Origin of the sequence: Ideonella azotifigens, assembly GCF_006519715.1 — a bacterium.
Lineage (GTDB): Bacteria > Pseudomonadota > Gammaproteobacteria > Burkholderiales > Burkholderiaceae_C > Ideonella > Ideonella azotifigens.
In genome coordinates this window covers 1-14,235 of the sequence record NZ_VIDT01000069.1, presented here as the reverse complement: position 1 = coordinate 14,235, position 14,235 = coordinate 1, and the positions used below count along the sequence as shown (strand labels likewise).

General features: G+C 66.7%; 13 protein-coding genes. 7 read left to right on the top strand and 6 right to left on the bottom strand.

The annotated features are described in order from the left end of the window. The first annotated feature begins 216 nt into the window (after window positions 1-216). From FKP22_RS07060 to cydX, 3 genes are all read left to right on the top strand, one after another. The gene (locus tag FKP22_RS07060) at window positions 217-1,791 is read left to right on the top strand and encodes a cytochrome ubiquinol oxidase subunit I (protein ID WP_141286530.1); all 1,575 of its coding nucleotides are present in this window, start codon (window positions 217-219) and stop codon (window positions 1,789-1,791) included. 24 nt (window positions 1,792-1,815) lie between these two features. Then, entirely contained in the window at window positions 1,816-2,961 is a 1,146-nt protein-coding gene (cydB, locus tag FKP22_RS07055) for a cytochrome d ubiquinol oxidase subunit II (RefSeq protein ID WP_141286528.1), read from the top strand. A 124-nt stretch (window positions 2,962-3,085) separates the two neighbouring features. Beyond that, window positions 3,086-3,199 carry a cytochrome bd-I oxidase subunit CydX gene (gene cydX / locus FKP22_RS07050; RefSeq protein ID WP_141286526.1) on the top strand — a complete coding sequence of 38 codons (114 nt, stop codon included), beginning with the start codon at window positions 3,086-3,088 and terminating at the stop codon, window positions 3,197-3,199. An 88-nt stretch (window positions 3,200-3,287) separates the two neighbouring features. Here the strand turns inward: cydX and FKP22_RS07045 are convergent, their stop codons facing one another. From FKP22_RS07045 to FKP22_RS07035, 3 genes are all read right to left on the bottom strand, one after another. Then, window positions 3,288-4,664 carry an HlyD family type I secretion periplasmic adaptor subunit gene (locus FKP22_RS07045; protein ID WP_141286524.1) on the bottom strand — a complete coding sequence of 459 codons (1,377 nt, stop codon included), beginning with the start codon at window positions 4,662-4,664 and terminating at the stop codon, window positions 3,288-3,290. A gap of 70 nt (window positions 4,665-4,734) precedes the next feature. After that, window positions 4,735-7,032, bottom strand: coding sequence for a type I secretion system permease/ATPase (locus FKP22_RS07040; RefSeq protein WP_170200788.1), 2,298 nt, complete (start codon window positions 7,030-7,032; stop codon window positions 4,735-4,737). A gap of 16 nt (window positions 7,033-7,048) precedes the next feature. Beyond that, window positions 7,049-8,818 (bottom strand): O-linked N-acetylglucosamine transferase, SPINDLY family protein, encoded by a 1,770-nt coding sequence (locus FKP22_RS07035; RefSeq protein ID WP_233446819.1) that lies wholly within the window; start codon window positions 8,816-8,818, stop codon window positions 7,049-7,051. Between FKP22_RS07035 and FKP22_RS33740 the strand changes: the two genes are divergently transcribed. The 4 genes from FKP22_RS33740 to FKP22_RS07020 all read left to right on the top strand — a co-directional run bounded on the left by FKP22_RS33740 (window position 8,811) and on the right by FKP22_RS07020 (window position 11,292). Then, on the top strand, window positions 8,811-9,080 hold the full coding sequence (locus FKP22_RS33740) for a hypothetical protein (protein WP_233446818.1): 270 nt from the start codon (window positions 8,811-8,813) through the stop codon (window positions 9,078-9,080). The two genes, FKP22_RS07035 and FKP22_RS33740, sit on opposite strands and share 8 nt — an antisense overlap. A 33-nt stretch (window positions 9,081-9,113) precedes the next feature. After that, window positions 9,114-10,484 (top strand): HipA domain-containing protein, encoded by a 1,371-nt coding sequence (locus FKP22_RS07030; protein ID WP_141286518.1) that lies wholly within the window; start codon window positions 9,114-9,116, stop codon window positions 10,482-10,484. A 137-nt stretch (window positions 10,485-10,621) separates the two neighbouring features. Next, on the top strand, window positions 10,622-10,879 hold the full coding sequence (locus tag FKP22_RS07025; RefSeq protein WP_141286516.1) for an antitoxin: 258 nt from the start codon (window positions 10,622-10,624) through the stop codon (window positions 10,877-10,879). Beyond that, window positions 10,876-11,292 carry a type II toxin-antitoxin system VapC family toxin gene (locus tag FKP22_RS07020; RefSeq protein WP_211361326.1) on the top strand — a complete coding sequence of 139 codons (417 nt, stop codon included), beginning with the start codon at window positions 10,876-10,878 and terminating at the stop codon, window positions 11,290-11,292. Before FKP22_RS07025 ends, FKP22_RS07020 begins: the two co-directional genes overlap by 4 nt. Before the next feature lie 32 nt (window positions 11,293-11,324). Here the strand turns inward: FKP22_RS07020 and FKP22_RS07015 are convergent, their stop codons facing one another. The 3 genes from FKP22_RS07015 to FKP22_RS07005 form a co-directional block, all read right to left on the bottom strand. Continuing rightward, complete coding sequence (locus FKP22_RS07015; protein WP_141286514.1) at window positions 11,325-12,278, bottom strand: alpha/beta fold hydrolase; 954 nt, start codon at window positions 12,276-12,278, stop codon at window positions 11,325-11,327. Next, window positions 12,275-13,048 (bottom strand): sulfurtransferase, encoded by a 774-nt coding sequence (locus FKP22_RS07010; protein ID WP_211361325.1) that lies wholly within the window; start codon window positions 13,046-13,048, stop codon window positions 12,275-12,277. Before FKP22_RS07010 ends, FKP22_RS07015 begins: the two co-directional genes overlap by 4 nt. Before the next feature lie 70 nt (window positions 13,049-13,118). Then, window positions 13,119-14,235 (bottom strand): prolyl oligopeptidase family serine peptidase (locus FKP22_RS07005; protein WP_141286512.1); only part of this gene is annotated, 1,117 nt, incomplete at its 5' end.

Genomic DNA, 14,235 nt, shown 5'->3' with positions numbered 1-14,235 from the left:
CATGCCTGCCGGGGGCGGCCCGGGCGTGGGCCTGCAGTTGTTGCTCTGCCAGGTCGGAGAGCATGGAAAGAGGGGATGAAACCATGTTCACCACGATCCTATATCGCCTCCTCCCTTCGCATGATTTGGATCAAGCGCATCGCCAGTACGATGGATACGCTGTACGCCCTGGGGTTAACCCTCCTATTTCGTTCGCTCAAAAGAAGAGAACCCGTCATGGATTCAGGCGTCATCGATCTTTCGCGCTTGCAGTTCGCACTCACCGCGCTGTACCACTTCCTCTTTGTTCCGCTCACGCTGGGGCTGTCCTTCATGCTGGTCATCATGGAGGCGATCTATGTGATGACCGACAGGCCCATCTGGCGCACCATCACCCGCTTCTGGGCCAAGCTCTTCGGCATCAACTTCGTGCTCGGCGTGGCCACCGGGCTGACGATGGAGTTCCAGTTCGGCACCAACTGGTCCTACTTCTCGCACTACGTGGGCGACATCTTCGGTGCCCCGCTGGCCATCGAGGGGCTGATGGCGTTTTTCCTCGAAGCCACCTTCGTCGGCGTGATGTTCTTCGGCTGGGACCGGCTGTCCAAGCTCGGCCACCTGGTCGTGACCTTCCTGGTCGCGCTGGGCACCAACCTGTCGGCGCTGTGGATCCTGATCGCCAACGGCTGGATGCAGAACCCGATTGGCGCCGAGTTCAACCCCGAGACGATGCGCATGGAGGTGACCGACTTCGTCGCGGTGCTGTTCAACCCGATTGCGCAGGCCAAGTTCGTGCACACGGTGAGCGCTGGCTACGTGATCGCCTCGGTCTTCGTGCTGGGCATCTCCTGCTTCTACCTGCTGCGTGGCCGCTTCCCCGAAGTGGCGCGCCGCTCGATGACGGTGGCCGCCGCCTTCGGCCTGGCCTCGTCGCTGTCGGTTGTGGTGCTGGGCGACGAAAGCGGCTATGTGCTGACCGACAACCAGAAGATGAAGCTGGCCGCCATCGAGGCCGCCTGGCACACCGAGAAGGCACCGGCCGGCCTCACGCTGTTCGGCCTGCCGGACACCGAGGCCAGGACCACGCGCTATGCGGTCGAGATCCCCTGGGTGCTGGGCCTGATCGCCACGCGCAGCCTGCATGGCCAGGTGACCGGCATGTCGGAGCTGGTGCTGCGCGCCCAGGAGCGCATCAGCTCCGGCGTGGTGGCTTACGACGCGGTCGAAAAGCTCAAGCTGGACCCGAAGAACACGCAGGCTCGCGCCGCCTTCGAGCAGCACAAGCACGACATGGGCTACGCGCTGCTGCTCAAGCGCACGCTGGCCGACCCACGCGAGGCCACGCCGCAGCAGATCGCTGCCACCGCCTGGGACACCGTGCCCAGCGTGCCGGTGATGTTCTGGAGCTTCCGCATCATGGCCTTCATCGGCTTCGCGATGATTGCGCTGTTCGCCACCGCCTTCGTGCTGTGCTCGCTGCGCCTGCATGGCCAGGCGCGATGGTTCTGGAAGCTGGCCGTGCTGGCCATTCCGCTGCCCTGGCTGGCAGCCGAGCTGGGCTGGGTGGTGGCCGAAATGGGCCGCCAACCGTGGGCGATTGATGGCGTGCTGCCCACCTTCCTGGCCGCTTCGTCGCTGAGCCGCACCTCGCTGTGGATCACCATCATCGGCTTCACCTCGCTGTACGGCACGCTGGCCGTGATCGAGGTCCGGCTGATGCTCTCGGCCATCCGCAAGGGCCCGTACGACCATCACGACGAGCAGCAGCCCGCGCCCGGCCCGGTGCCGGCCAGTTCACCCGTTGCCGCCTGAGCCCACAAGAAGGACAACAACATCATGGCTTTCTTCGACTACGAAACCCTGCGCTTCATCTGGTGGGCGCTGCTGGGCGTGCTGCTGATCGGCTTCGCGCTGACCGACGGCTACGACCTCGGCGTCGGCGCGCTGCTGCCCTTTGTCGGCAAGACCGACGTCGAGCGCCGCATGGTCATCAACTCGGTGGGCCCGCATTGGGAGGGCCATCAGGTGTGGTTCATCCTGGGCGGCGGCGCGATCTTCGCGGCCTGGCCGTTTGTCTATGCAGTGAGCTTCTCCGGCTTCTACCTGGCGATGTTCGTGGTGCTGGCCGCGCTGATCCTGCGGCCGGTCGGCTTCAAGTACCGCTCCAAGCATGAAGACACCGCCTGGCGCACCCGCTGGGACTGGGCGCTGTTCGTCGGTGGCCTGGTGCCGGCGCTGGTCTTTGGCGTGGCGGTGGGCAATGTGCTGCTGGGCGTGCCGTTCCGGCTCGATTCGGACTTGCGTTCGTTCTACGAAGGCAGCTTCTTTGCGCTGTTCACGCCGTTTTCGCTGCTGTGCGGTTTGCTTTCGGTGGCGATGCTGGTGCTGCACGGCAGCGCCTGGCTGACGATCAAGGTCGAGCCCGGTCCGGTGCATGTGCGCGCACGCCGTTTCGGCACGGTGGCCGGCCTGGCCAGCCTGCTGCTGTTCGCGGCCGGTGGCCTGTTCGTGGCCTATGGCGACCTGGGCTACAAGCTGACCGCGCCGGCCGACCACTTCGGCCCGTCCAACCCGCTGCGCTCGGAGGCTGTGCACACCGCAGGCGCCTGGCTGGCGAACTATGCGGCAGCGCCGCTGACGATGCTCGCTCCCGCCGCCGGTTTCCTCGGCGCGCTGCTGGCGCTGCTGGGCATTCGCCTGCGCAGCGAAGGGCTGGCCTTCTCCGGCTCGTCGCTGTCGGCCGCAGGCATCATCGCCACGGTCGGCGTGTCGATGTTCCCGTTCATCCTGCCTTCCAGCATCGACCCGCGTTCCAGCCTCACCGTGTGGAATGCCTCGTCCACCGAGAGCACGCTGGGCGTGATGCTCTTCGTCACCGTGGTCTTCCTGCCGCTGATCCTGATCTACACCGGCTGGGCCCTGCGCGTGATGCGCGGCCGCGTGACCACCCAAGAGATGGCCACCCACCCGGACCGCTACTGAGGGCCCCCAGGGCCGGGCTGTGCCCGACCCGCCCCCCGAGGGGGTCAAGGAAACTTGGGGCGGCCCTGCGTTTCCTTGGCCGCTCCGGCATCACGATCCAACAAATCGAAAGGACTTTTCAAGCATGTGGTACTTCACCTGGATCCTCGGCCTCGGCCTGGCCGTCGGCTTCGGCATCCTCAACGGCATGTGGCATGAGTTTCATCTGCCGGAGGAGGAGACTCCCGCTGGCGCGTAGCGCACGGCTCAGCCAGAACGGGGAAGGGCAGTTGCTCCGCGCTTCATGGCCGTTCGCCCTGAGCCTGTCGAAGGGTTCCTGAACCCGCTCAACGTTCCTTGAACGCCTCGCGTGCTTTGAGCAAGGGTCGCAGCACGAACTCCAGCACCGTGCGTTCGCCGGTGTTGATCTCGACCGTGGCGGTCATGCCGGGGCGGACGGGCAGGGCCTTGCCGCCGGCTTCCAGGGACGAGTGGTCGACCCGCACCAGCGCGCGGAAGTAGGTGTTGTCGGGGCCGCCGTTGTTGCGTTCGGCGTCGCCCAGTGCGTCGGGGCTGATCGAGTCCACCGTGCCGCGCAGGCCGCCGTAGAGGTTGTAGTCGTAGGCGCTGAGCTTGATCTCGGCCACCTGGCCCACCTTGACGAAGCCGATCTCGCTGGGCTTGATGCGGGCCTCGACCAGCATGCGGCTGGTCAGCGGCACGATCTCCATGATCGCGGCGCCGGGGTTGACCACACCGCCCAGCGTGTTGTTGCGGATGTTCTTGACCAGCCCGACCACCGGCGACTCGATCACGGTGCGCCTGACCATGTCTTCGCGTGCCACCATCTGCTGCTCGATCTGCGCCAGGTCCGACTGCACGCGCAGCATCTCGGTGCTGGCCTCCTGGCGGAAGCGGCTGCGGCGTTCGGTGGACTGTTGCTGCATCTCGCCGATCTGGCGCCGCAGCCGCATCACCTCGACCTCGGACATCAGCCCGCGGGCCGACATGCTCTCGGCCATGTTCAGTTCCTTCTGCACCAGGCCGATGCTGCGCTGGTACGACGCCACGGCCTCGTTGAGCAGCTGCTTGCGCGCATTGAAGGCTTCGATCTCGATGCTGACCAGCTTGGGCTTGGCCGCCAGTTCGGGCGGGAAGTTCAGCGAGTTGGCGCCCGAGGCTTCGGCGCGCAGCCGCACCATGGTCGCCTGCAGGGCCAGTTGCTTGACCTCGCCTTCGTTCTGCTGGGACTCGAAGCGTGTCGGGTCCAGCCTGGCCAGCGGCTGGCCGATCTTCACTTCCGAGCCTTCCTTGACCATCAGCTCTCGCAGGATGCCGCCTTCCAGGCTGGCAATGACTTGCTCGCGGCCGTCTGGCACCACTCGTGCATCGGTGCGGGTGATCTCTTCGACCTTGGTCATGCTGGCCCAGGTGCCGGCTGCGACCACGGTGGCCAGCATCAGCCAGATGGCCGCGCCTGCGCCGGTGCGAGATTCCAGCACCTGCGCTTCGCGCACGCTGCTGAGGAACTGCACGTCGCCCGGTTTCAGGCGGCGCTGCTCGCGCTCTTCGCTCGTTTTGCGCCAGCGCTGCATGAGCGATGGCTTGGGTGGCTTGGCGCCGGGCTGCAGCGGCAGGTCGGCCGCGTGCACCAGCCCGGTCGGGTCGATGCGGCCTTCGCCGCCTTCGTCTGTCGCATGCCAGCTGCGTTTGCTCAACGACATGCTGCACCCTCAGGCCTGTCGGCCTGTCCCGCCAAGCGGGAATGCGCCCCTTCGGGCGGCCGTGCGGGGCTCATGCCGGTGCCCTACCCGCCATGCCAGGTGGCATGGCACCGGGCGCCGCTTGCGCTGCTGGCGGGCGGGCGGCGGGCGGCTGGCCCGACAGCGCTGCCAGGACCTGGCCCTTGGGGCCGTCCATCAGCACCCGGCCGCCGTCGACCACGATCAGCCGGTTGACCATTTCCAGCACCGCCGGGCGATGGGTGACGATGATCAGCGTGCGGTTGCCGACCGAGGCTTGCAGCCGCTGCAGGAATTGCACTTCGCTTTGCGCGTCCATCGAGCTGGTGGGTTCGTCCATCAGCAGGATCTGCGGTGAGGTGACCAGCGAGCGGGCCAGTGCCACCAACTGGCGTTGGCCGCCCGAGAGCAGGCCGCCGCGCTCGCCCACCGGCATGTCCCAGCCCAGCGGGTGCGAGGCGATCACGCGGTCCAGTCCGGTGAGCTGGGCCACGCCATTGAGGCGGCTCGCATCGGCCGCGGTGCGGTTCAGCAGCACGTTGTCTTTCAGCGTGCCGGCGAACAGGCGCGGGTCCTGCGTGACAAAGCCGACGCGGGCGCGGAAGTCGGCCGGGTCGATCTGGCGCAGGTCCACGCCGTCCACGTCCACCCGGCCTTCGCTGGGTTGGTAGAGGCCAGCCAGCAGCCGCAGGATGGTGGACTTGCCCGAGCCGATGCGACCGAGGATGGCCACGCGGTCACCCGGCTTGAAGCTCAGGCTGACGTTCTGCAGCACCATGGGTGCCGCGTCCTTGCCGGTGGGCGGGTAGGCGAAGCCGGCCTGGCTCAGCGCAATGCCGCCTTCGATCTTCGGCGTGGCCACATAGGCGCGTTGTTCGTCGCGTTCCAGCGGCAGCTGCATCAGCCGGTCCAGCGACTTCATCGCGGCACGCGCGCCCTGGTAGCGCACGGCCAGGCCGACCACGCTGCCCAGCGGCGCCACCGCGCGGCCGGCGAACATCACCGAGCCGATCAGCGCGCCGGCGGTGATGGTGCCGTCCTTGATCAGGTAGACGCCCCAGACCAGCATCACCAGCGTGACGGCCTGCTGAGCGGCAGAAGAAAGGTTGTTCGACCAGCTCGACAGCGCGCGGGCACGCAGCGAGGAGTTCGCCGCCTGAGCGGTGGCCGATTCGTAGCGCTGCAGGAAGCGACCTTGCGCGCCGCAGCTCTTCAGGTCTTCCAGGCCTTCCACCGCTTCGACCAGCACGCCCTGCAGGTCCACCTGGTGGCCGAGGTTGGCCTGCATGGATTTCTTCAGCGAGCCCTGGATCACGATCACCACGCCCAGGATGATGGGAATGGCCATCGCCAGCACCCAGCCCAGCGGGCCGCCGGTGATGAAGCACATGGCGACGAACATCGCGATGAACGGCAGGTCCGACAGCGTGGACAGCGTGGCCGAGGCGAAGAAGTCGCGCACGGTTTCGATCTGCGCCAGGTGGTGCGCAAACGCGCCTGAAGACGCAGGCCTGTGCTCCATGCGCACGCCCAGGGTCTGGCGGAACAGCAGCGAGCCGATGATCATGTCCGCCTTGCGGCCGGACAGGTCGATCAAATGGCTGCGCAGCTGGCGTGCGGCCAAGTCCATGCACAGCGCCAGGAAGGCGCCGCTGGCCAGGGTCCACAGCGTGACGAATGCCTGGTGGGGAATGACCTTGTCGAACACCACCGAGGTGACCATGCCGGTGACCAGCATCATCACGTTGCTGACCAGCGCGGCCATCAGCGCCGAGCGGTAGTACGGCATGAAGCGCCGCAGCGTGCCCCACAGCCAGTGGCTGCCGGACTGCAGCACCTTGTGCTCGTTCTGCCCAAGCTCCACCCGCGGTGCCACAGCCAGGGCATGGCCCAGGTACTCGCTCTTCAGCTCGGTTTCGCTGACGATGCAGGTCGCGCCCGCCGCCGCCGGCAGCACGATCTCGTAGCTGCATTCGCCCTTGCCACCCTTGGCCGGCAGGCGCTTGGTGATGACGCAGGTGTCGCCTTCGCGCAGCAGCGCCACGACCGGCATCATCAGCGCGCTGATCTGGTCCAGCGGGCGTTCGATCAGGCTGGCGTGGTAGTCCGCCTCCTGCATCACGCGCACCGCCTGGTTGGGCCGCAGCGCGCCGTCCACCGCCACGCCGGCCAGCAGCGAGGCAGCAGAGCGCGGCCTGCCGTAGTGGAAGGTGATCCAGATCAGGCTTTGCACCAGCGCGTCGTCGTCCGGGCTGACGGCCTTGGCGCCGGGCGCGGCCGAGGCTGCCGATGGCGGCAGCTCGATCGCCGGCACGGCGTCGTCCATGGAGAGCGTGATCGCTTCCGACACTGGCAATTCCCTCGTTTCAGCCATGTGCGCGCTGTGCCAGCGCCATGGTCTCGAATGCGTCTTCGATGTCCCGCACGATCTGCGGCATGTCGAACAGGGCCGAGCTGCGGCCGTGTTCGGCCAGGTAGCGCTTGTACGAAGCCACGCGCTTGGGGTTGCGGCCCAGCTGGATGGCCAGCTTCTCGTAGTCGGCGATGGACTCGGTGATCAGGTCCGGCAGGCCCACGGCGGTCAGCAGGCTGCCGGCCATGCGCGAGATGTAGCTGCGGCCCGAGCATGTCAGGATGGGCAGGCCCATCCACAGCGCGTCGCTGGCGGTGGTGCCGGCGTTGTACGGGAAGGTGTCCAGCATCAGGTCGGCCAGCTGGAAGCGGGCCAGGTAGTCCGGCGGCGCCACACGCGGCGCGAAGATCAGCCGCTTGCGGGCCACGCCGGCCGCGTCGGCCTGGCGCAGCATGTTCTCGCGTGCCCATTCGTTGTCCGCCAGCAGCCACAGCACGCTGTTCGGCACCTCGTGCAGGATGTGCATCCAGGCTGCGAACACGGGTTCGGTGAACTTGAAGTTGTTGTTGAACGAGCAGAAGACAAACGCGTCTTCCGGCAGCTCGTATTGCGCGCGCGTCGGCATCTTGCCGATCTCGCGCTGGCGGTCGCTCACCTGGTAGCAGTTCGGCAGGTAGATCGGCTTTTCGGTGTGGAAGGGCCGCAGCGCTTCGGGCATCACGAAGCGGTCGGCCAGGATCCAGTCCACGCCGGGCAGCGCGCAGGTGCCCGGGAAACCGAGGTAGCTCACCTGGATGGGCGCCGGGCGCTGGGCCAGGATGTTGGCGCGCGCGCCATTGGTCAGGCCCTGCAGGTCCACCAGCACGTCAATGCCGCAACTGGCGATCATGCGGGCGGCAGTGTGGTCGTCCACGCCGCCAATGCGGTAGTAGTGGTCGAAGCTCTTCACCAGCCGCGCGCGCAGCGGGGTGCCGTCGTCCCGGCTCCAGCTGAAGGCGAAGGTCTCGAAGCGCTCGTGGTCGTGCAGGTCCAGCAGTTCGGCCGTCAGCAGGCCCACGGCATGCATGTGCAGGTCGCCCGAGAGGTAGCCGATCTTGACCTTGCCGGTGCGCGGCGGAAAGCCGATGTGCATGGCCTTGGCCGGCGGCGCGGGCAGGCGTTCGTGCACGAAGCGTTGCGCGGCCATCAGCTGCAGCACGGGGTCGTCGCTGGCGCTGAGCATGGCCAGCGCCGAGGTGCCCACCAGCAGCTGGTTCTGCGTCACTTCGCCCACGGTCTTGTACAGCGGCCATTCACACTGCTTCTGGCGGATGTGCACATAGTGCTGCAGCACGTCGAACTGATCTGGCTTGAGCGACAAGCTGTCGCACATGTAGCGCTCGGCCACGTCGAAGCGGCGCAGCGTCTCGTTCAGGCGCGCCAGGTTGTTCAATGCGTGCAGGCGCAACGGCAGCGCGTCGGCCCCGCCGTCCTGAGTGTCTTCCAGCACGCCTTGCCACTGGGCCTGCGCTTCCTCATGCGCACCCCGGCGCTCCAGTGCATGGCCCAGGTTCAGCTTTGCCTGCGGGAAATGCGGCGACAGCGTCAGCGCCAGCTGGTAGGCGGCTTCCGCCTCCGGCAGCCGGTTCTGTGCCGCCAGCACCGTGCCGTGGTTGAAACAGGCAACGTACTTGACGGGCGAGTCGGTGTGGGCAATCCACAGCCGGTAGATCTCGGCTGCCTCGGCCATCAGCCTCTGTTCCTGCCAACGCCCGGCAAAGTCCAGCAGCTCATTGATGGGCATTTCACCGCTCTGCGCCCGCACCAATTGCGGCACGCAGGCCGCCTGGAAAGCCGGCACGGCAGGCACGGCGCCTGCCGCCTCAGGGGCAGAGGTCTCGGTCACGGGGCGCGGCAAGGTGGTCACGGTCATGTTCGGCGAGCTGATGGAAAGCTTCACCGATCGTAAGAAAGACCGCCCTGCTGTGGTGCCCGGAAATGGTGGGGGGATCGGGGGCTTCTTGGGGACTGTCTGGCGCCGCACCGCCTTGAAAAGGGATTTCTGATAAAATTCTCTGAACTATTCATGAACAATCCAAATGGCGACACTTGGCGTTCCGGCTGGCGGTGAGCTTGAGCAAAGCATCAGGCGAGCACTCAAGGGTGGCGCGAAGTCTGCGGCTGAACTTTTGGAGGCGTTGGGTGTGAGCCAACCAACGCTTTCTCGAACTATTCGTGAGATGTCGCGCGAAGTCACATCGTTTCGAATCAAGGGCGTTCGAACCCCGCAGTACGGCTTGCTCCGGCAGTTGCCACTGGGTCTCAACCCGAGGCAGCGGATCTACAAGATCCTCAGCACTGGCTCCTTCGAGCCGTTCGCCGAGCTCGAATTCCTGTCCGGTGGTGCGACGCTGGAGCGCATGGGCACGGCTGCGCGGCTGTACGAAGGGCTGCCGCCCTACATCTCATTTGCTGCGCCGTCCGGCTTTTTGGGCCGCGTCCAAGCCCAGGCGGCTTCGGCGACCGCCCAGTTTCCTGAGAGCCTGAAGGACTGGGACGACGAGCACAAACTGGCGTACCTCTTCACCCGCGCCGTGAACCAGGTGGGGAACCTGGTGTTTGGTGACGCCGCAGTGGAGCGGGAGATGAATCTCCGCAAGGCCCATGCAAGGCTTGGCGGGGACAAGGCCGAGCACTACGAGGCCGTTGCCATGGCACTCAAGGGCCATGCCCTGGGTTCCAGCGCGGGAGGGGAGCAGCCAAAGTTTCTCGCGACGCTGGAGGATGTCGAACACCTCATCGTCAAGTTTGCAAAGCTCGGGACTCGCATGGCGGATCTGCTGCCACTCGAACACCTGGCGCTGCGCTCGCTTGCGGAGGTGGGCATCCCGTCGTCCAAGACATCCTTGGTGAGCTCGGGCGACTTCGTCTTCCTGGAGATTCGTCGCTTTGACCGCATCGGTGAAACGGGGCGCGTCGGCATGCTGTCGGCGGGCGCTGTGGACGATGAGTTCTTCGGCAAGCGCGACACGTGGTCGGAATTTGCAGCCCGGTGCGAGCAGGTCAGGTACCTGTCGTCAAAGGACGTGCTCCAGGTGGACGTGATGGCCGCATTCAGTGAGCTCATTGGCAACACGGATCGCCACTTCGAGAACATCTCTTTGCTGATCGATGAGCGCGGCGAATACATAGGGATCGCGCCGGCCTACGACATCCTGCCGATGCGCTATGCGCCAATCGGTGCAGGCATTGATCCTGACCTGGTGCCCATAGAGCCAAAGGTCGGCACGGTGGGTGCCAAGCCGCAGGTGTGGGCGATGGCGGCGAAGGCGGCCCGCCGGTTCTGGATGGCGGTGCAAACCGAGCAGCTACCGGTGCCGATCTCGGATGACATGCGGATGCTGGCCGCGAAGAACCTTGACGTGGCCATCAGTTTCGTGGCACCGCTGCTGCCAGCCGGCGCATCCTGAAGGGGCGCGGCTTGGCCGGCCGCCCGTGCGCAACCACCGGCGTGGTGAACGAGCGAGTGGACGGCCAGAACCGGAAACGCTCACTCCCCTCAATACATGCCTTGCCACCTGGCGTTGAAAGCCATATGCTTTGATACATGGCACAACGTCAAACTCCCGATCCCCGCCCCACCGCCCGCGTTGGCTGGAACAATCGTTCGCAGACGGTCACGATGCCGCTGGACTTCCGGTTTCCAGAGTCGGTGCAAGAGGTGTTCATCCGGCGCGAGGGCGAGAGTGTCATCCTGACACCGAGGCCCAGCGATTGGTCCGGCTTCTTTGCCTTGGGACTCAAGGCTTCGCCAGACTTCATGGCCACCGATGAACGCATGCCGGTTCAGGAGCGATCGTTTTGACGCTTCCGGTCTACATGCTGGACACCGACACCTGCATCTTTCTCATGCGGGGCGAGATGCCTGCACTGGCCGTGAGGGTCCAGGCGGTGCCGCTGCGGCAGCAGGTGATGTCGGCGGTGACGTTCGCCGAGTTGACCTATGGCGTGCAAGCCTCGGCGGCCGCCAAGCGAAAGCAGAATCAGGCCGTGCTGGACAGCCTTGCGCGGCACCTGGCTGTGCTCGATTGGCCGCAGGCCGCAGCGCCCCACTATGCGGAGATCCGGCAGGACTTGAAGAAGCGAGGCGCCCAGCTTGGCGCGGCCGACCTGATGATTGCGGCACATGCACGCGCGATGGGCGCCATCGTCGTCACCAACAACGTCAAGGACTTTGGGCGCGTGAAAGGCGTGCGGGTCGAGAACTGGTGCAAGTAGGGCAGGAAAAGAGACGGAAAGGCGCCCAGCTTTCACTTCAGCCCCAGAAACCCCTTCACCGGTGCCACGCTCGCCGCCGGGTCTTCTTCCTGCGGCACGTGCCCCAGCCCGTCCAGCATCACCAGCTGGCTGCCCGGGATGTCGTGCGCGAAGCGCTGGGCGCTGTCCGGGGGAATCAGCTTGTCCTGCTGGCCCCAGAGGATCAGCGTGGGCAGGCGCAGGGTGGCGATCTGGGCGGCGCCTGCCCCGCGGTCGAGCTGGCGCATGCTCAGGCCCAGTGCGCGGCGGTTGCCTTCGCGCAGCGTCAGTTCATAGAAGCGCTCGACGAGTTCGGGTGTCACGCGGTCCTGGTGGGCATAGACAGCGCGCAGGCTGGCTTCGACGGCGGCGCGGGGCAGCAGGTATTCGCCCAGCTTGTTCAGCACCGGCACCTGGGCCAGCAGGAAGCCGATGGGCACCGCCTGGGACCTGAAGTCGTAGCCGGCGGAGTCGACCAGGATCAGCTTTTCGACCCGCTGCGGCGCGGCGGCGGCCACGCGCCAGGCGACCTCGCCGCCCAGCGAATTGCCGGCGATCACCACCTGCTGCAGCTTCAGCTGGTCCATCAGGTCCAGCGTGAACCTGGCCAGCGTGGCGTCGCGGTAGTCGTCAGGCGCGTACTGGCCGGTGAACGGACCCGTGAGGCCGAAGCCGGGCAGGTCGAAGCGGATCACCCGGCGTTGGCCCTTGAGCGCCTGTGTCCAGCCTTCCCATGTGTGCAGGCTGTCGCCGGTGCCGTGGATGAGCAGCAGCGGGGCGGGGTCGTCGCGTGGGCCTTCGTCGCGCAGGTGCACGAGCTGGCCCTTGACCTCGATGAATTCGGATGGCGGCAGGGCCCAATGGGCGACCAGGGTTTCGACAGCCCGGTCCGGCGCCTGCATCAAGGGCAGCGACAGCGCTGTCAGCATCAGCAAGATGCCGAACATGCGCCAGAGCACCATTTTCATGTCGCCGAAGCCTTGGTTGGCCGCCGCCCGACGGGCGTGGCCTGCAACGTCGGGTCCAGCACCTCGCGCTCGTCGAACACGAAACAGCCGCCATGCCAGTGTGGCGCACCATCGGTTTCTTCGAAGTACTTGAGGATGCCGCCTTCGAGCTGGTAGCTGTGGGCCAGGCCCAGGTCCTGCATCACCAGCGCGGCTTTTTCGCAGCGGATGCCGCCGGTGCAGTAGCTGACGATGGTCTTGTCCTGCAAGGCTTCGCGGTGCGCGGCCAGCGCGGCGGGGAAGTCGCTGAACTTCTCCAGCCGCCAGTCGATGGCCTTGTCGAACGCGCCAGCGTCCACCTCGAAGCTATTGCGGGTGTCCAGCATCACGACCTCGCGGCCGGCGTCGTCATGGCCTTCGGCCAGCCAGCGTGCCACAGTGGCCGGCGAGACGGCCGGCGCGCGGCCGCCCTGCGGACGCACGGTGGGCATGTTCATGCGGATGATCTCGCGCTTGACCTTGACCTTCAGGCGCTCGAAAGGCTGGGCCTCGCTCCAGCTTTCCTTGGCCGGCAGGTCGGCAAACCGTGGGTCGGCCCGCAGCACGGCCAGCCAGCCGTTCACCGCTTCCGCCGACCCGGCCAGGAACAGGTTGATGCCTTCCTCGGCCAGCAGCACCGTGCCTTTCAGGTCGCGGGCCTGGGCCTCGGCATGCAGGTGGTCGCGCAACGCTTCCAGGCCATCGAGGGCGACAAAACGGTAGGTGGAGATGTTGAGGATGGGCAGCGACATGGCCGTGATTTTACGAAGCGGCCAACGGTGTGTCGCTGCCCACTGGCGCCACGGCGCTGCCTGCGGGCTGTCAGTTCATGCCCAGCTGGCTGAACAGGAAGGCGAAGATGTCGGCCTGTTCGGCCACGCCGGCCGCCAGCGAGGTGCCGATGCCGTGCCCGCCATCGGCCTCCACGCGCAGCAGCACCGGCCGGCCCTCGGCCAGCGAGCCGGGGTTGGCGGCCTGCATGCGCGCGGTCATCTTGAACGACATCCAGGGCTCCACCCGGCCGTCGTGCAGGCCGGTGGTGAACAGCATGGCCGGGTAGCGGGTGCCATCCTTGACCTGGTGCAGCGGCGAGTAGGCGAGCATCGCCTTGAATTGGGCCGGGTCCTTCACGCTGCCGAACTCGGTCACGTTGAAGGCGCCGTTGGAGGTGTTCTCCACCCGCATCATGTCGTACAGGCCCACCTGCGAAACCACGGCACGGAACAGCTCTGGCCGCTGGGTGGTGACCGCGCCCATCAGCAGGCCGCCATTGCTGCCGCCCTGGATCGCCAGGCGCTCGGGCGTGGTGTAGCCCAGCTTGATCAGGGCCTCGGCGGCGCCGATCATGTCGTCGAACACGTTCTGCTTGCGCGTGAGCATGCCGCCCTGGTGCCAGGTTTCGCCGAACTCGCCGCCGCCCCGCAGGTTGGCCTGCACGTAGACGCCGCCGTGCCGCAGCCACAGCGCCACGTCGCGCTTGAAGCGCGGCTGTTCCGAGATGCCGAAACCGCCGTAGCCGGTGAGCAGCACCGGTTGCTTGCCGTCCAGCGGCGTGCCGATGCGCCGCACGATGGTCATGGGCACCTTGGTACCGTCCTTCGAGACGGCCCATTCGCGCACGGCCTCCACGCCGGGCAGGCCACCGTCCTGGGCAAACGCGGGCGGTTCGGCCAGGTCGGTGGGCTGCGGCTTGGGCTCGGCCGCGGCGCTGTCCAGGCGCAGCCAGCTGAAGGCGCGGGTGAAGCTCTGGCTGCCGATCAGCAGTTCATCGCCCTTCAGTCGAAGGCCGATCAGGTTGGTGGACGCCGCGGGCGCTGGCAGCGTGCCCAGGGGCTCACCGGCCAGCGTGTAGCGGCGCAGTTCCGTGGGGCCGCCGAGCAGGGCCTCGACGGTCAGGCGCGTAGCGCTGGCGGCAAAGGCCTCGATCACGGCTTCGCTC

Excerpts from the sequence above, each read along its gene's own strand:
- FKP22_RS07015 (WP_141286514.1), bottom strand. The coding sequence starts at position 12,278 with ATGAAAATGGTGCTCTGGCGCATGTTCGGCATCTTGCTGATGCTGACA.
- FKP22_RS07045 (WP_141286524.1), bottom strand. The coding sequence starts at position 4,664 with ATGTCGTTGAGCAAACGCAGCTGGCATGCGACAGACGAAGGCGGCGAA.
- FKP22_RS07025 (WP_141286516.1), top strand. The coding sequence starts at position 10,622 with ATGGCACAACGTCAAACTCCCGATCCCCGCCCCACCGCCCGCGTTGGC.
- FKP22_RS07060 (WP_141286530.1), top strand. The coding sequence starts at position 217 with ATGGATTCAGGCGTCATCGATCTTTCGCGCTTGCAGTTCGCACTCACC.
- cydX (WP_141286526.1), top strand. The coding sequence starts at position 3,086 with ATGTGGTACTTCACCTGGATCCTCGGCCTCGGCCTGGCCGTCGGCTTC.
- FKP22_RS07010 (WP_211361325.1), bottom strand. The coding sequence starts at position 13,048 with ATGTCGCTGCCCATCCTCAACATCTCCACCTACCGTTTTGTCGCCCTC.
- cydB (WP_141286528.1), top strand. The coding sequence starts at position 1,816 with ATGGCTTTCTTCGACTACGAAACCCTGCGCTTCATCTGGTGGGCGCTG.
- FKP22_RS33740 (WP_233446818.1), top strand. The coding sequence starts at position 8,811 with ATGGGCATTTCACCGCTCTGCGCCCGCACCAATTGCGGCACGCAGGCC.
- FKP22_RS07035 (WP_233446819.1), bottom strand. The coding sequence starts at position 8,818 with ATGCCCATCAATGAGCTGCTGGACTTTGCCGGGCGTTGGCAGGAACAG.
- FKP22_RS07030 (WP_141286518.1), top strand. The coding sequence starts at position 9,114 with ATGGCGACACTTGGCGTTCCGGCTGGCGGTGAGCTTGAGCAAAGCATC.